The following is a 16,102-nucleotide window of genomic DNA, read 5'->3' as shown; positions in this document are numbered from 1 at the left end:
CGCTAGTTGCCTTTGGCCAGCCCCAGCTTGTCGATCAGAGCCTTCTCGCGCTCGACCGTCTTTTTCGCAAACGCGGTGTAGTCGGTCGAGCTCATGTAGATCGGCACCATGTCGTAGCGGTCGAGCGCGGCGACGTAGCTCGGTTCCTCCATGGCCTTCTTGAACGCGTCGTGCAGTTTCCTGACCACCGCCGGCGGCGTGCCCTTGGGCGCCCCGATGCCGAATGGCGAGTTCTGCACGATGTCGTAGCCCAGTTCCTTGAGCGTGGGCGCGTCGGGGAACTTGTCCAGGCGCTTGTCGCCCCAGGTGTTGATCACGCGCAGCTTGCCCGACTGCACGTGCGGCGCCCAGCCGGTGCTGTCCGATGCCGCCATCAGGTGGCCGCCCAGCAGTGCCTGCATCAGGTCGGCATTGCCCTTGTAGGGCACGTGCTGCAGCTGGATGCCGGCCTGCTGCGCCAGCAGCTCGGTGGTCAGGTGCGGGCTGGTGAGGTTGCCGGTGGAGCCGTAGCTGAGCTTGCCCGGGTTGGCCTTGGCATAGGCCATGAAGTCGCTCCAGTTCTTCAGCGGGCTGTCCGCCGGCACCACCATGCCGAAGGCGTAGCCGGTCACGTTGATGATGTAGCTGATGTCCTGGATCGGGTCCCAGTTGATCTTGGTCGTGTAGCCGATGCGGAACACGCCCAGCGGGATCTGCGCGACGGTATAGCCGTCGGGCTGCGCGATCTGCAGCGCCTGCGCCGGCAGCGTGCCGCCGGCGCCGGGTTTGTTCTCGACCACGACCGGCTGGCCGAGGATCTTGCCGGCGTTGTCGGCAAGCTGGCGCATGGTGACGTCGGTCGGCCCGCCGGCCGGGAAGGCGATCACCAGCTTGATCGGCTTTTCGGGAAAGCTGGCCTGGGCCAGTGCGGCGGCAGGCAGCACGGCGGCCAGGAGGGCCGTGGCCACGGCGCTTGTGAGGGTGCGGCGAAACATCGGGTCGTCTCCGTTGGATGCGTTGAAAGGCAACTGAAAGGTGCCGGCCATTGGAGCCGCATTGGCCGGCGACGGCAATCAGGACGAGCCCGCAGCCTGTCGCCCAGGCGCCAGGGGGTCGTGGCGGCTGCGCCCGGCGCCCGACGGCGCCTCAGGCGGCGATCTGCGCGAACCCGTCGAGCACGTTGGCGACGTTCACGCCCAGCTGCGCCACCGCGTAGCCGCCTTCGAACACGAACACGGTCGGCAGGCCGGCAGCGGCGATCTCCTCGCCGGCGCGCAGGAAATCCTCGGCCACGAGCGAGAAGCCGGCCACCGGGTCCGCCTCGAAGGTGTCGACGCCCAGCGAAACCACCAGCGCTTCGGCCCTCGCGGCGGCGATGCCGGCCAGCGCCTCGCGCAATGCCGCGCGCCAGGCCTCGAAGGCGGTACCGCGCGCCAGCGGCAGGTTGTGGTTGAAGCCCAGCCCGGCCCCTTCGCCGCGCTCGTCGGCATGGCCGAGGTAGTAGGGATAGTCGGTCAGCGGGTTGCCATGCAGGCTGGCCACGTGCACGTCGGAGCGCGCGTAGAAGATGGCCTGCGTACCGTTGCCGTGGTGGTAGTCCACGTCGAGCACCGCCACGCGGGCCGCACCCGCATCGCGCAGCGTCTGCGCGGCCAGGGCCGCGTTGTTGAGGAAGCAGTAGCCGCCGTAGAAGTCGGCGCCGGCATGGTGCCCCGGCGGGCGCGTCAGCGCGAAGGCGGTGCGCTCGCCGGCAGCCACGCGCCGGGCGGCCGTCCATGCGCAGGCGGCGCCGTGTCGCGCCGCTTCCCAGGTGCCGGCCATCAGCGGCGAGCCGGCATCGAAGGCGTACAGCCCCACGCGCGCGGGGAAGCTGAGCGGCATCACGTCGCGCCGCATGCCGGGCGCGGGCCAGTACGAGGGCAGCACGTCGCGCGTCGCGTTGGCAGGATCGAGCGCCACCCAGGCGTCCCAGGCGCCGGCCAGGAACTCGAGGTAGTGCGGCGCATGGATCGCGCGCAGCAGCGCCTGGTCGAAACCGGCGTCCGGGCCGGCCAGCGCGTGGCAGCCGCGCCGCCTCAGCTCGGCCAGCACGAGCTCGACGCGCTCGGGCTTTTCAAAGCTGGGGACCAGCTCGCCGCGGAACATTTCCATGCGGCCGCGGTGCAGTGCGTGCTGCTCGTTGCAAATGATCTGCATGGCCACACTGTAGTGGCCGCGCAGCGGGTGCGCCGTCAGGACGTCATCGGCTCCCTGCTCAGGCTGCGCGCCAGCACCGGCGCCAGCGCCACGCCGGTATGCGTGCCCAGGCGCACGACGTCCTCCGGCGTCGCCGAGGCCACCACGCGGCCGCCGCCGTCGCCGCCTTCGGGGCCCAGGTCGACGATCCAGTCGGCCTCGGCGATCAGGTCCAGGTCGTGCTCGATCACCAGTACGCTGTGGCCGCCGGCCACCAGCCGGTGCAGCACGTGGATGAGCTTCTCGACGTCGGCCATGTGCAGGCCGACCGTCGGCTCGTCCAGCACGTACAGCGTGTGCGGCGCCTTGTTGCCGCGGCGGGTGACGTCGTCGCGCACCTTGCTCAGCTCGGTCACCAGCTTGATGCGCTGCGCCTCGCCGCCCGACAGCGTGGGCGAAGGCTGGCCCAGTGTCAGGTAGCCCAGCCCGACGTCCTGCAGCAGCTTGAGCGGATGGCTGATGTTGGGCATGCTGGCGAAGAACGCCACCGCCTCGTCCACCTCCATCTGCAGCACGTCGCCGATGCTCTTGCCGCGCCAGCTCACGGCCAGCGTCTCGGGGTTGAAGCGCGCGCCGTGGCAGGTTTCGCACGGCACCTTCACGTCCGGCAGGAAGTTCATCTCGATGGTGCGCACGCCCGCCCCGTCGCAGCCGGGGCAGCGGCCCTCGCCCGTGTTGAACGAGAAGCGGCCCGGGCCGTAGCCGCGCGCCTTGGCCTCGAGCGTGTCGGCGAACAGGCGCCGGATGGTGTCCCAGAAGCCGATGTACGTCGCCGGGCAACTGCGCGGCGTCTTACCGATGGGCGTCTGGTCGACCTCCAGCACGCGGTCGATGACCTCGTAGCCCTCGACCGCCTTGCAGCCGGACCAGGCCGGCCGCTTGCCGGCGGCGTCCTGGTCGCGCCCGGCCTTGGTGGTGCGCTGCTGCACGATCGCCGCCACGTTGGCCAGCAGCACGTCGCGCGCCAGCGTCGACTTGCCGGAGCCGCTGACGCCGGTCACTGCCACCAGCCGGTGCAGCGGCACCGCCACGTCGACCGACTTCAGGTTGTGCAGGTTGGCGCCGCGCACCGTGAGCCAGCTGCCCTCGGCCGGCACGCCCGGCCCTTCCGGCGCCGGCACCTCGCGCCGCGCATGCAGCGGGTGGCGCATGGCGTCGCGCAGGTAGCGGCCAGTGAGCGAATCGTCCGCGGCCTGGATGTCGGCCAGCTTGCCCTCGGCCACCACGCGGCCGCCGCGCTTGCCGGCGCCTGGGCCGATGTCGATCACGTGGTCGGCGCGGCGGATGGTGTCCTCGTCATGCTCGACCACCACCAGCGTGTTGCCCTTGTCGCCGAGCTTGTGCAGGGCGCCCAGCAGGATGCGGTTGTCGCGCGCATGCAGGCCGATGGTCGGCTCGTCCAGCACGTAGCACACGCCCTGCAGGTTGCTGCCCAGCTGCGCCGCCAGGCGGATGCGCTGCGCCTCGCCGCCGGACAAGGTGGGGGCGCCGCGATCGAGCGTGAGGTAGCCCAGGCCAACCTCTTCCAGGAACTCGAGGCGGCTCCTGATCTCGGGCACCAGGTCGCGCGCGATCTCCGCCTCGCGCCCGACCAGCTGCAGGCTGTCGAACCAGGCGCGGATCTCGGCCACGCTCATGCGCGCGATCTCGGTGATGGCGATGCCGCCGGTGCCGTCGACCGCCTCGCCCAGCTGCACGGCGCGCGCGGTGGCGTTCAGGCGCGTGCCTTCACATGTCGGGCAGACGGTGTCGCCCACGTCGTCGACCTCGGGCTCGGCAAAGGTCTGCTCGCGGCCGCGCTTGTCGTCGGCCGGCAGCGAATCGTCGTATACCTTGCGCTGCTCGCGCGTGAGCTTGACGCCGGTGCCCACGCAGTCGGGGCACCAGCCGTGCTTGCTGTTGTAGCTGAACAGGCGCGGATCGAGTTCGGCGTAGCTGGTGCTGCACACCGGACAGGCGCGCAGCGTGGAATAGACCTGCACGCGCCCGATGCCGGTGGTGGGCGCGCCGGCCATCATCGCGCCGCGCAGCCCCTCCAGCTCGCTCAGCACGTGGACCACGCCCTTGCCATGCTCCAGCGCCGTGGTCAGCGCCTCGCGCAGCCTGGCCTCGTTGGCCGGCAGCACGTCGAGGCTGGCCACCGGCAGCTCGATGCTGTGCTCCTTGAAGCGGTCCAGCCGCGGGAAACCGGCCGTCGGAAGAAAGGCGCCGTCCACCCGCAGGTGCGTGTAGCCGCGCGGCCGCGCCCAGTCTGCCAGCTCGGTATAGACGCCCTTGCGGTTGCTGACCAGGGGCGCCAGCAGGCCGACGTGCTGGCCGCGGAAGTTGCGCATCAGCTGCGCCGCGATGCTGTCCGGCGTCTGCGGCTGCACCGGCGTGCCGTCGAGCACGCAATGCTGCAGGCCGAGCTTGACGTACAGGAGGCGCAGGAAATGCCAGATCTCGGTGGTGGTGCCGACCGTGCTCTTGCGCCCGCCGCGCGACAGGCGTTGCTCGATCGCCACCGTCGGCGGAATGCCGTAGACCGCGTCCACCTCCGGCCGTCCGGCCGGCTGCACGATGGAGCGCGCGTAGGCGTTGAGCGATTCGAGGTAGCGCCGCTGCCCCTCGTTGAACAGGATGTCGAAGGCCAGCGTCGACTTGCCCGAGCCGCTGACGCCGGTCACCACGCTGAACTTGCCGCGCGGGATGTTGACCGACAGGTTCTTCAGGTTGTGCTCGCGCGCATGCACGATCTCGATGGCGTCGGCGCCCGGCGCCGCCACCGCGTGCGCGGCGTACTGGCGCAGGGTCTTCTCGGCCGCCTTGTAGGCGCCCGGGCCGATGGTCGATTCGTAGTCTGCCAACGCCGCGCCGGTGAGCGAATCGCGGTGCTCGCGCACATGCTCGGGCGTGCCCTCGGCCACGATGCGGCCGCCGCCGTCGCCGCCCTCGGGCCCGAGGTCGATCAGCCAGTCGCTGGCGCGGATCACGTCCAGGTTGTGCTCGATCACCACCAGCGAATGGCCGGCGTCGAGCAGCTTGCGCAGCGCGCGCATCAGCCGCGCGATGTCGTCGAAGTGCAGGCCGGTGGTCGGCTCGTCGAACAGGAACAGCTGGCCCTTGCGCGCCACCGGCTGGCGGCTGGCGCTGGCGCTCTTGCCGGATTCGGCCAGGAAGCCGGCGAGCTTGAGGCGCTGTGCCTCGCCGCCGCTGAGCGTCGGCACCGGCTGGCCCAGCTTCACGTAGTCCAGGCCGACGTCGACGATCGGCTGCAGCACGCGCTGCACCTCGCGGTCGGACGTAAAGGCGGCCAGCGCCTCGGCCACTGTCAGCTCCAGCACGTCGGACACGTTGAGCGTGCGCCCGCCCCGCTCCACCGTCACCTCCAGGATCTCGGGCCGGTAGCGCTTGCCGTCGCAGTCCGGGCACCGCAGGTACACATCCGACAGGAACTGCATCTCGACGTGCTCGAAGCCCGAGCCGCCGCAGTTGGGGCAGCGCCCGTCGCCGCTGTTGAAGCTGAACTTGGCGGCGGTGTAGCCACGCTGCTTCGACAGCGGCGCGGTGGCGAAGATCTCGCGGATGGCGTCCCACGCGCCGACGTAGCTGGCCGGGTTGGACCGCGCCGTCTTGCCGATCGGCGACTGGTCGACGAACACCACGCCGCTGAGGTGGTCCGCGCCGAGCAGGCGGTCGTGCGCGCCGGGCGCTTCGGTGGACTGGCCGAAGTGGCGCATCAGCGCCGGCGACAGCACGTCCTGGATGAGCGTGGACTTGCCCGAGCCGCTGACGCCGGTGACGCACACCAGCCGCTGCAGCGGAATCTCCACCGTGATGTCCTTGAGGTTGTGCTCGCGCGCGCCTTCGAGGATCAGGCGCGGCGTGGCGTCGCCGACCGGCCGCTTGAAGCCCATGCCGATGGTCTTGCGCCCGCCCAGGTAGGCCCCGGTGAGCGTGTCGGCGCTGCGCAGCGACTGCGTGTCGCCGTCGAACACGATCTGCCCGCCGCGCGCGCCCGGCCCCGGGCCCATGTCGATGATGCGGTCGGCCGCCAGCATGACGGCCGGGTCGTGCTCCACCACCACCAGCGTGTTGCCGGCGTCGCGCAGGCGCAGCATGGCCTGCGTGATCCGGTTCATGTCGCGCGGATGCAGCCCGATGCTGGGCTCGTCCAGCACGAACAGGGTGTTGACGAGCGAGGTGCCGAGCGCGGTGGTGAGGTTGATGCGCTGCACCTCGCCGCCGCTGAGCGTGCGGCTCTGCCGATCCAGCGTCAGGTAGCCGATGCCGACGTCGTGCAGGTAGCGCAGCCGGGTGGTGATCTCCTCGTGCAGCAGCTTGAGCGCCTGTGCTTCGCCGCCGCCCGCGCTGCCACCTGGCGCATGCTGCCGGTCGAAGAAGCGGCGCAGCCGCTCGATCGGCAGCAGCATCAGGTCGTGCAGGTTCAGGCCCGGCAGCGCCTCCAACTGCTCGCGCGACCACTTGGCGCCCACCGGCAGGAAACGCTGTTCGGGCGGCAGCACCGCGTCGGCGTCCTGCTTGCTGCCGATGCGCCACAGCAGGCTGTCGAGCTTGAGCCGCGCGCCGCCGCAGGCCGGGCACGGCGTGTAGCTGCGGTACTTGGACAAGAGCACGCGGATGTGCATCTTGTAGGCCTTGCTCTCCAGGTAGCCGAAGAAGCGGCGCACGCCGTACCACTGCTGGTTCCACTTGCCCTTCCAGTGCGGCGAGCCTTCGATCACCCATTCCTTCTGCTCGGCGGTGAGCTTGAACCACGGCGTGTCGCGCGGAATGCCGGCGGACTCGGCGTGGCGCATCAGGTCGTCCTGGCATTCCTTCCAGGCCGGCGTCTGGATCGGGCGGATGGCGCCGGCGCGCAGCGTGAGCTTGTCGTTCGGGATGACCAGGCCCATGTCGACGCCGATCACCCGGCCGAAGCCGCGGCAGGTCTCGCAGGCGCCAACCGCCGAGTTGAACGAGAACATCGACGGCAGCGGCTCGGCGTAGCGGATGTCGCTTTCCGGGCAGTGCAGGCCGGTGGAGAACTTCCACATCTGCCCGGCCGCGCCTCCCTCGGCCGGCAGCACATACACCGTCAGGCGCCCGCTGCCGCGCTTGAGCGCCACCTCGATCGCCTCGACCGCGCGCGCCCGATCGACGCTGCCCATGCGGAAGCGGTCCGCCACCACATCCAGGACCTTGCGCGGGCCGGAAGGCGTAGCCACCTCGCGCTCGGCCTGCACCCGCGTGAAGCCGCTGGCCGACAGCCACTGCTGGACCTCGTCGGCGCTGGTGCCTGATGGCAGCTCGACCGGGAAAGTGAGCGCCAACCGTGGGTCATCTGCACTGCTGGCCCGCGCGCGCAGCGCGTCAAAGATGCTGTCCGGCGAATCGTGGCGTACCTGCAACGCCGTCTCGCGGTCGAACAGTTGGCCGGCGCGCGCGAACAAGAGCTTGAGGTGGTCGTTCAGCTCGGTCATCGTGCCGACCGTGGAGCGCGACGACCGCACCGGGTTGGTCTGGTCGATGGCGATGGCCGGTGGCACCCCCTCGACCTTGTCCACCGCCGGCTTGTCCATGCGGTCCAGGAACTGGCGCGCATAGGCCGAGAAGGTCTCGACATAGCGCCGCTGCCCCTCGGCAAAGAGCGTGTCGAACACCAGGCTCGACTTGCCCGAGCCGCTCGGGCCGGTGACGACCGTCAGTTCACCCGTGTGGATGTCCAGGTCGAGGTTGCGAAGGTTGTGCTGGCGTGCACCGCGAATCCGGATGGAGCCCTGTGTCATGGGTGCCTTGTGGGGTGGGGCAAGCATTCTAGGGACGGCGCCGGCGCCCCGGTTGCGCAATCGATCACATGGCACACGGCCGCGCAAGGGCTTTCCCGGATGTCCAAGACGTTGCAATGGGTAACAAATGTCCTGTTTTTGTATTTGAATCCGGGACATCCCATGACCGACCTGCGCTCCCTCTGCATCGTGGCCGCCCTGGCCACCGCCTCGCTCGGCGCCTCCGCGCAACTGCTCATCGGCCAGACTGCCGGCATTTCCGGCCCGGTGGCCGACAGCGTCAACGAGACCATCGGCGGCGCCAAGCTCGTGATCGATTCGGTGAACGCGCAAGGCGGCATCTACGGCGAGCAGATCGAGGTCATCCGCATGGACGACGGCTTCGACGTCAAGCGCGCCGCCGACAACGCCCGCGTGCTGATCGAGGACCGCAAGGTGCTGGCCTTCTTCATGAGCCGGGGCACGCCACACACCCAGGCCATCATCCCGCTGCTGGACAAGAACGGCGTGGCCCTCATCGGCCCGTCCACCGGCGCCATGGTGCTGCACAAGCCGCTGCAGAAATACGTGTTCAACGTGCGGCCCACCTACCAGCGCGAGGCCGAGAAGGCCGTGCAACACCTGACCACCGTCGGCATCGACCGCATTGCCGTGGTGCACGTGACCGACTCCTTCGGCCTGGATGCGCTCGAAGGCGCGATGAACGGCTTCAAGAAAGCCAAGACCCAGCCCGCCGTAGTGGTGCCGTCGGACCGCAGCAAGCCCAACTACGCCGAGATCGTGCCGAAGCTCACCGCAGTCAACGCGCAGGCCGTCATCTGGCTCGGCTCCGGCACCGCCGTGACCGACGGCATCAAGGCGCTGCGCAAGGCCGGCTCGGCCGCGCAGGTGGTGACGCTGTCGAACAACGCGTCGGGCGGCTTCATCAAGGAACTGGGCACGGACGGCCGCGGCGTGATCGTGACCCAGGTGTTCCCGAGCGCGCGCTCCATCGCCCACCCGATGGTGGCCGAGGCGCTGGCCCTGGCCCGCGCCAAGGGCATCACCGAGATGTCACCCGTTGCGCTGGAAGGCTTCGCCTCGGCCAAAGTGCTGGTCGAGGCGCTCAAGCGCGCCGGCCCCAAGCCCACCCGCGCACGCGTGGTAGCGGCGCTGGAGAGCATCAACGGCCTCGATCTCGGCGGCGGCATGGACGTCAGCTACTCGCCGCAGGACCACTCGGGGCTGGAGTTTGCTGATCTGTCGATCATCAGTGACGGGAAGTTTCGGCGGTGAGGGCCACCCCCTCGCATGGCGTTCACAGGCCCCGGCGCAGCGCAAGCAGTTAGCGGCGGCGGCCTGAACCTCGCTGACATCGCCTCGGATTGACGACGGCGAGCGCGGCATTGCATCTTCGCAGGTTCGCGTTCATATTGCGCGTTCGCCGCATGCCCTGGTCGGACGCGTCACGGCTGCGGGATAGCCAAGTCATCCATTTCCGAGCGCCGCGCATCTGCCGTAGCGCACTTTCAGTGGCCACGCCCTCTGCGGGCGATCGACGACAAGGAGCGACAGCATGGCGAAAAGCAAGAAGCCGAACATCCTGGTGATGTGGGGCGACGACATCGGGCAATCGAACCTGAGCTGCTATACCAAAGGGATGATGGGTTACCGAACGCCCAACATCGACCGGATCGCGAAGGAGGGCATGATCTTCACCGACTGCTACGCCGAGCAAAGCTGCACGGCGGGGCGCTCGTCCTTCATTACCGGCCAGTGCGGCCTGCGCACGGGGCTGACCAAGGTGGGGCTGCCGGGCGCCGACCTGGGCCTGAAGGCCGAGGACATCACCATCGCCGAAGCGCTCAAGCCGCTGGGCTACCGCACCGGCCAGTTCGGCAAGAACCACCTGGGCGACCGCGACGAGCACCTGCCGACGATGCATGGCTTCGACGAGTTCTTCGGCAACCTGTACCACCTGAACGCCGAGGAAGAGCCCGAAGAGGTCGACTACCCGAACGAGAAGGACTTTCCCAACTTCAAGAAGAAGTTCGGCCCGCGCGGAGTGCTGCATTGCTGGGCGGACGGCAAGGGCGGCCAGAAGATCGAGAACACCGGCCCGCTAACCAAGAAGCGCATGGAAACCTGCGACGACGAATTCCTGGCAGCGGCCAAGAAGTTCATCCAGGCCGCCCACGATGCCGGCGAGCCCTTCTTCGTCTGGTTCAACACCTCGCACATGCACGCCTGGACGCACGTGAAGCCGGAGAGCCGGGGCCAGTCCGGCCGCTGGCAGTCCGAGTACCACGACGTGATGATCGACCACGACAAGAGCATCGGCGAGATGCTCGACTTCCTGGACGAACTCGGAATCGCCGACAACACTTTCGTGAAGTACAGCACCGACAACGGCCCGCACATGAACACCTGGCCGGATGCGGGCACGACACCGTTCCGCAACGAGAAGAACTCGAGCTGGGAGGGCGCGTACCGCGTGCCCTGCATGGTCCGGTTCCCCGGCCGGATCGAGGCCGGCTCGGAGTCGAACGAGATCGTCAGCCACCTGGACTGGTTCCCCACCATCCTCGCCGTCGCCGGCGAGTCCGACATCAAGGGGAAGCTGAAGAAGGGCCACAAGATCGGCAGCAAGACCTACAAGGTCCACCTCGACGGCTACAACCTGGCGCCGTACCTGACCGGCAAGGAGGCCAAGAGCCCGCGCCCCGGCTTCATCTACTTCACCGACGAAGGTGACGTCGCTGCGCTGCGATTCGACAATTGGAAGATGCTGTTCATGGAGCAGCGCGTGACCGGCACACTCAAGATCTGGCAGGAGCCCTTCGTGGTGCTGCGCACGCCCTACATCTTCAACCTGCGCATGGACCCGTACGAGCGGGCGCAGATCACGTCGAACACCTTCTACGACTGGATGTTCCGGCACATCTACCTGCTGGTGCCGGCGCAGGCGGTGGTGGCGGAATTCCTGGGCACCTTCAAGGAATTCCCGCCACGCCAGGAGGCGGCCAGCTTCAGCCTGGACCAGGTGCTCGACAAGATGGCCGAAGCGTCCGGAGGCTCCGGCCACTGAGGCCATGCTCGCGCAGGACCGCCAAGCATCCGTCGATCCGCCCCGGATGCGGCCGTAGGCTCCGTGCGGCAAGCCCTGCCGGCTCCGGAAAGCCGGCAGGGTTTCCTTCTGTCGTTCCGAAGGAAACTTAACGCCCGTCTTGCGCACGCAACATGCCAATAGCCTCAGAAATCGAAGGAGTCGTAGATGAGTCGGAGTGACGGCGAGGAGAACCGCTCGGTCGCGTTGTATTGGGATTTCGAGAACCTCCATGCCGGATTGGCGGAAGCAAAGTTTGGCGAAGGGTTCTACGGCCGCGGCGATTCGCGCTTCAAACCACAAGAGCCGCTCATCGATATTCAGGCCGTCGTGGAGTTGGCCGCGTCCTTCGGGCCGGTAGCGATCAACCGTGCGTATTGCAACTGGCAGTTCTTCGGGCGTTACCGGGACGCGCTGCTCCAGGGCGGCGTGGAACTCATCCAGCTTTTCTCCCCAGGCGCGTCCGCCAAGAATGGTGCTGATATCAAACTATGCCTCGATGCCACCGAGGACATGAGTCGATTCGACCATCTCGGGACGGTCATCATCGTGGGCGGCGACAGCGACTTCATGCCCGTCGCCCAGAAGATCAAGGCTGCAGGGCGCACGCTGGTCGGCATAGGCACAAGAAAGAACACCAACCGCCATTGGGCCAAGAGCTGCCATGAGTTCCGTTACTACGAGAACCTTGTCGAGGAAGTCGTGGAAATTCCGGCGACGTCGGCGGAGGGCGAGGCTCAACGGCCCGTTCAACCACCACCCGCACCGGTCGACCCTGCTGCCGACATACTGAAGCGCGCAGTGCGCCTGCTCGCAGAGACGAAAGGCGAGGCCTGGGTCAACAAGGCAGCCACCTGGCACATGATCAAGCGCCTCGACCCAACCTTCGACACCAAGGACCACGGCCACGGCAGCTTTGCAGAGATGGTCAAAGCACTGGACGAGATCGTCGAAACGCGAAAGGGCGAGTCCGACCATCAACTGCGGCTGCGCTAACCCTTCAAATTCTCGAAGGGTCGATGCAGGCGCGCAAAGCTGCGCAGACACAAGAAACTGAAAAGCTCCTTTGCGCAAGCAGCGCCCCCGGCGCGGGCCATAGTCGGAATACTGCGCACAGCTTTCGAGTGACGCGCCGTGAAAACATCTTCGCCCGAACCTACCGCGCTGATCACGGGCGCCGCGTCAGGCATTGGCCGCGCCACCGCGCTGCGGCTGAGCAGATCGGGCTGGCGCTGTGTCCTGGTCGATGCCGATGCGGCAGCCCTGGCTCGCCTGCAAGACGGGTGGGCAGCGACCTAAGCGCCGCCACCGCTGCCTCTCATCGCAGACCTGACAGACGCCGGACAAATCGAGCGCCTTGCGGACTCGATTCCACTACTCGACGCGTTGATCAACAACGCAGGCATGTCGGCCGGCGGCATCGATGCTCTGTCCGACAGCACAACAGGCGCGGCTGCATTCCGCTGGGCCGCATGGCCGAACCCGAGGACATGGCCGCCGCGCTGTGCTTCCTTGCCGGCTCGGGAGCCCGCATCTTGTCCGGACGGTTGCCGGTGCTCGACGATGGCTCCTCCGTATATGGCGGCAGCGAAGCCCTGCCGCCTGCGCGATATGCCGTACAGCCCTCGACCTGGCGCTGGGCCTGCATTGCATCGAGATCCATTGCGCCGCCTGGCGCACCTCGTTGGACGCCTGGGAATCATCCCGCGCGACACGCACTCGCGCGCCCAGCACGGCATACCCCGGCACGGTCGACGGGTCGGCCCTGGTCGCAACCCGCGGTCGCACGCTCGAAGCCGTACTGGAAGCGGCGCGGCGCTTTCGCGACCGACATGATGCCAATGCCAGCCATCGGCGAGCGACAGGTCCAGAGCCGACGTGTCGGGGTGCATCCCGAGGAGATCGGCAATCTCCGCAAGGACGGGCTCATGGGACGTGAATGACGAGGTCCGAACGTTCCGATCTCCGCCCGGAGCAAGGGCGTCTGATCGGCGGGTTTCAGGTGCCCACCCGGCTCCGAATGATCCGTCTACGCGGTACACCCGATGGCGAAGCGTGCCGCCGTTTCAGCGTGGCCGGCTTTGCGCCTACGCAATTACCCCGGCAACGCCCACACCGGACGTCCGTGTTTCGGTGCACATTGGGTCGTGCCAGCGCATGCTGGTTTCTTCGGAGCAGACATGAATGATTCCAACGAGCGCCTGGAGCAAGTCGCCGACGACTTGAAGCGGGTTGGTCAGAGAGCGGCCGACCACGCCAAGGACGCGGCTTTGGGCCTGAGTGGCATGGCGGACGCTGCTGGGAAGAAACTGGACAGCACCAAGGTCCAGGTCGATCAGCTTGCCAACTACCTCACCCTGTCGATCAACGCGGATCCGATCAAGGCGGTGCTTGTCACCGCGGGGGCGAGTGCTTTGCTGACGGCGCTCCTGGTGGCTGCCATGGGTGGCGGCCGCCGCCGCTGAGCGCCGAAACTGGCTTGTCAGCCTTGATGCGCGCGCTTGCCGACGTTCTTCTTGCTGCGCGTCGCCGGGCCGCGCTCGAGGCTGCGGCGCTGGCCGGTTCCGTGCCGCACCGCCGGGTAGCCTTCCAGCGGCTTCGGCTGCTTGGTGGCCTTGCGGTCTGCTTCGGTGACGATCTTGTTGCCCATTGAGTTTCCTTGGTGATGTCTATTGGAGACGCGAATTCTATCGACGCGCCTTCAGATATCGCCGCACGGCGTCCGCGGACCGCCCCACTTCCTTCACCGCCAGGCGCAATTGCTCCGGTGTGCAGCCAATGCTCCTTGACCAGGAACTGACGCTGTTAACCTGATCCACCGCGATCAGCTGCCGACTGTCCAGTGCCGCTCTGTTCGGATCTTCTTTCATGAAACTCTCCTGAAGTGCTTGCGATGTTGCGTCTGCGCCCGCGTTGCGGATGCAAGCAAAGCGCGCTTTCGCTCGCAGTCCTTCACGCCGTTCGCTTTGCGAAGGACGGCGACTCCCTTACTTGCCAGCCCCCGTCGCCGCCGGCGCATGCACATCCCCGCTGTGCTTTTCCCCGGCCATGTCGATCTTGTCGCCGGCCTTCGCAATGACGAAAAGGCACAGCGCGACGAAGGCAATGAATCCGAGTCCGATCTTCCACATATCCGGTGTTCCTTGCAAAAAGAAAGGGCCTCGCGCATGACGGCACGAGGCCCCGGGGGGAGCGGACGGCCCCAGCCGTCCGCCCGGCCGACCCGCCTGTATGGGTGGCGGATCAGTCGTTCGCGTAGATGTTGACGTCCTTGGTCTCGCGAATGAACAGCGTACCCACCACCAGCGTGATGGCAGCGATGATGATCGGATACCACAGGCCGTTGTACATGTTGCCGGTGCTGGCCACGATGGCGAAGGCGGTGGTCGGCAGCAGACCGCCGAACCAGCCGTTGCCGATGTGGTACGGCAGGCTCATCGAGGTATAGCGGATGCGGGTCGGGAACATCTCCACCAGCATCGCGGCGATGGGGCCGTAGACCATGGTCACCAGAAGCACCAGGTACGCCAGGATGACCACCATCAGCACCTTGTTCATCTTGGCGGGGTCGGCCTTGGACGGGTAGCCGGCGGACTTCAGGTCGTCGCCCACTTCCTTCTTGAAGGCGGCGATGGCCTTGACGGACGGCTCGTCGAACTTGCTGCGTGCCACCACGCCTTCGGGTGCCGTGACCTGCTTGTCGCCGATCTTCACGATCGCCTTGGAGCCAGCCGGGCCGACCACGTTGTCATAGCTCACCGAGTTCTGCACCAGGTAGCGCTTGGCAATGTCGCAGGAGCTCTTGAAGTCGATCTCGCGCGCCACCGGGTTGCCCTGGAACGAGCAGGTGGCCGGGTCGGCGGTGACGGTCACGGCGGCATTGGCCTGGGCGTGGGCCAGGTCGGGGTTGGACGCTTCGGTCAGCATCTTGAAGACCGGGAAGTACGTCACCACCGCCAGCAGGCAGCCGGCCATGATGATGGGCTTGCGGCCGATCTTGTCCGACAGGGTGCCGAAGATCACGAAGAAGGGCGTGCCGATGGCCAGGGCCGCCGCGATCAGCAAGTTGGCGGTGATCGGGTCCACCTTGAGCTGCGCGGTCAGGAAGAACAGCGCGTAGAACTGCCCGGTGTACCAGACCACGGCCTGGCCGGCGGTCAGGCCGACCAGCGCCAGGATGACGATCTTCAGGTTCTTCCACTGGCCGAACGATTCGGACAGCGGCGCCTTCGAGGTCTTGCCCTCGGCCTTCATCTTCTGGAAGGCGGGCGATTCATTGAGCGACAGGCGGATCCACACCGACACGCCCAGCAGCGCGATCGACACCAGGAATGGAATGCGCCATGCCCAGTCGGCAAAGGCCTGCTCGCCGGTGACGGTGCGCACGCCCAGGATCACCAGCAGGCTGAGGAACAGGCCCAGCGTGGCGGTGGTCTGGATCCACGAGGTGTAGGCGCCGCGCTTGCCGTGCGGCGCATGCTCGGCCACGTAGGTCGCGGCACCGCCGTACTCGCCGCCCAGCGCCAGGCCTTGCAGCATGCGCAGTGCGATCAGGATTACCGGGGCGGCCACGCCGATGGTGGCGTAGGTGGGCAGCAGGCCGACGATGAAGGTCGACAGGCCCATGATCAGGATGGTGACCAGGAAGGTGTACTTGCGGCCGATCATGTCGCCCAGGCGGCCGAACACGATGGCGCCAAACGGACGCACCAGGAAGCCGGCGGCGAAGGCCAGCAGCGCGAAGATGAAGGCGGCGCCGGCGTCCAGCCCGCTGAAGAACTGCTTGGCGATGATGGCCGCCAGCGAACCGTACAAGTAAAAGTCGTACCACTCGAATACGGTGCCGAGGGAAGAGGCGAAGATCACCTTCCTCTCCTCGGCGGACATCGGGCGTGGTGCGGTGGGCACCCCTCGGCTATCCAGTGCGGCTGTCATACGTCTCGTCTCCAGTTGAAATGCTTGGGCGCCCAATAAGGCGTACTGGCATTCTTGGAGCGGTGGCTGACCGCGACCTTGCGTGAAACTGAATGCAACC

At 67.4% G+C, this 16,102-nt stretch carries 12 protein-coding genes; 5 read left to right on the top strand and 7 right to left on the bottom strand.

Features of this window, described 5'->3' with window-relative positions; all coding sequences use genetic code 11:
* Window positions 1-2 precede the first annotated feature (2 nt).
* The 3 genes from VES41_RS07820 to uvrA all read right to left on the bottom strand — a co-directional run bounded on the left by VES41_RS07820 (window position 3) and on the right by uvrA (window position 7,982).
* Entirely contained in the window at window positions 3-974 is a 972-nt protein-coding gene (locus VES41_RS07820) for a tripartite tricarboxylate transporter substrate binding protein (RefSeq protein ID WP_324815190.1), read from the bottom strand.
* Between the two features lie 151 nt (window positions 975-1,125).
* A complete protein-coding gene (locus VES41_RS07815) occupies window positions 1,126-2,175 on the bottom strand; it encodes a histone deacetylase family protein (protein ID WP_324815188.1) in 1,050 nt (349 codons plus the stop codon).
* A 35-nt stretch (window positions 2,176-2,210) separates the two neighbouring features.
* Entirely contained in the window at window positions 2,211-7,982 is a 5,772-nt protein-coding gene (gene uvrA / locus VES41_RS07810; RefSeq protein WP_324815184.1) for an excinuclease ABC subunit UvrA, read from the bottom strand.
* Between the two features lie 162 nt (window positions 7,983-8,144).
* Here uvrA and VES41_RS07805 point away from each other — a divergent pair, with 162 nt between their 5' ends.
* The 5 genes from VES41_RS07805 to VES41_RS07785 all read left to right on the top strand — a co-directional run bounded on the left by VES41_RS07805 (window position 8,145) and on the right by VES41_RS07785 (window position 13,532).
* The gene (locus VES41_RS07805; RefSeq protein ID WP_324815182.1) at window positions 8,145-9,257 is read left to right on the top strand and encodes an ABC transporter substrate-binding protein; all 1,113 of its coding nucleotides are present in this window, start codon (window positions 8,145-8,147) and stop codon (window positions 9,255-9,257) included.
* A gap of 280 nt (window positions 9,258-9,537) precedes the next feature.
* Entirely contained in the window at window positions 9,538-11,049 is a 1,512-nt protein-coding gene (locus VES41_RS07800) for an arylsulfatase (protein WP_324815179.1), read from the top strand.
* 186 nt (window positions 11,050-11,235) lie between these two features.
* Window positions 11,236-12,063 (top strand): NYN domain-containing protein, encoded by an 828-nt coding sequence (locus tag VES41_RS07795; RefSeq protein ID WP_324815176.1) that lies wholly within the window; start codon window positions 11,236-11,238, stop codon window positions 12,061-12,063.
* Between the two features lie 138 nt (window positions 12,064-12,201).
* Window positions 12,202-12,366, top strand: coding sequence for an SDR family NAD(P)-dependent oxidoreductase (locus VES41_RS07790; protein WP_324815173.1), 165 nt, complete (start codon window positions 12,202-12,204; stop codon window positions 12,364-12,366).
* An 881-nt stretch (window positions 12,367-13,247) separates the two neighbouring features.
* The gene (locus VES41_RS07785; RefSeq protein ID WP_324815170.1) at window positions 13,248-13,532 is read left to right on the top strand and encodes a hypothetical protein; all 285 of its coding nucleotides are present in this window, start codon (window positions 13,248-13,250) and stop codon (window positions 13,530-13,532) included.
* Window positions 13,533-13,549: 17 nt separating this feature from the next.
* Here VES41_RS07785 and VES41_RS07780 read toward each other — a convergent pair whose 3' ends face one another.
* From VES41_RS07780 to VES41_RS07765, 4 genes are all read right to left on the bottom strand, one after another.
* Window positions 13,550-13,717, bottom strand: coding sequence for a hypothetical protein (locus tag VES41_RS07780; RefSeq protein WP_324815168.1), 168 nt, complete (start codon window positions 13,715-13,717; stop codon window positions 13,550-13,552).
* 37 nt (window positions 13,718-13,754) lie between these two features.
* Window positions 13,755-13,937 carry a DUF3606 domain-containing protein gene (locus VES41_RS07775; protein ID WP_324815166.1) on the bottom strand — a complete coding sequence of 61 codons (183 nt, stop codon included), beginning with the start codon at window positions 13,935-13,937 and terminating at the stop codon, window positions 13,755-13,757.
* Window positions 13,938-14,054: 117 nt separating this feature from the next.
* Window positions 14,055-14,198 carry a hypothetical protein gene (locus tag VES41_RS07770; protein ID WP_324815164.1) on the bottom strand — a complete coding sequence of 48 codons (144 nt, stop codon included), beginning with the start codon at window positions 14,196-14,198 and terminating at the stop codon, window positions 14,055-14,057.
* 112 nt (window positions 14,199-14,310) lie between these two features.
* Window positions 14,311-16,002, bottom strand: coding sequence for an MFS transporter (locus VES41_RS07765; protein ID WP_324815162.1), 1,692 nt, complete (start codon window positions 16,000-16,002; stop codon window positions 14,311-14,313).
* Between the last annotated feature and the right edge of the window lie 100 nt (window positions 16,003-16,102).

It is taken from the genome of Variovorax sp., from assembly GCF_035634955.1.
GTDB lineage: Bacteria > Pseudomonadota > Gammaproteobacteria > Burkholderiales > Burkholderiaceae_C > Variovorax.
This window is presented reverse-complemented; position numbering and strand designations above follow the sequence as displayed.

Excerpts from the sequence above, each read along its gene's own strand:
- VES41_RS07815 (WP_324815188.1), bottom strand. The coding sequence starts at position 2,175 with ATGCAGATCATTTGCAACGAGCAGCACGCACTGCACCGCGGCCGCATG.
- VES41_RS07795 (WP_324815176.1), top strand. The coding sequence starts at position 11,236 with ATGAGTCGGAGTGACGGCGAGGAGAACCGCTCGGTCGCGTTGTATTGG.
- VES41_RS07820 (WP_324815190.1), bottom strand. The coding sequence starts at position 974 with ATGTTTCGCCGCACCCTCACAAGCGCCGTGGCCACGGCCCTCCTGGCC.
- uvrA (WP_324815184.1), bottom strand. The coding sequence starts at position 7,982 with ATGACACAGGGCTCCATCCGGATTCGCGGTGCACGCCAGCACAACCTT.
- VES41_RS07785 (WP_324815170.1), top strand. The coding sequence starts at position 13,248 with ATGAATGATTCCAACGAGCGCCTGGAGCAAGTCGCCGACGACTTGAAG.
- VES41_RS07800 (WP_324815179.1), top strand. The coding sequence starts at position 9,538 with ATGGCGAAAAGCAAGAAGCCGAACATCCTGGTGATGTGGGGCGACGAC.
- VES41_RS07805 (WP_324815182.1), top strand. The coding sequence starts at position 8,145 with ATGACCGACCTGCGCTCCCTCTGCATCGTGGCCGCCCTGGCCACCGCC.
- VES41_RS07770 (WP_324815164.1), bottom strand. The coding sequence starts at position 14,198 with ATGTGGAAGATCGGACTCGGATTCATTGCCTTCGTCGCGCTGTGCCTT.
- VES41_RS07765 (WP_324815162.1), bottom strand. The coding sequence starts at position 16,002 with ATGACAGCCGCACTGGATAGCCGAGGGGTGCCCACCGCACCACGCCCG.
- VES41_RS07775 (WP_324815166.1), bottom strand. The coding sequence starts at position 13,937 with ATGAAAGAAGATCCGAACAGAGCGGCACTGGACAGTCGGCAGCTGATC.
- VES41_RS07780 (WP_324815168.1), bottom strand. The coding sequence starts at position 13,717 with ATGGGCAACAAGATCGTCACCGAAGCAGACCGCAAGGCCACCAAGCAG.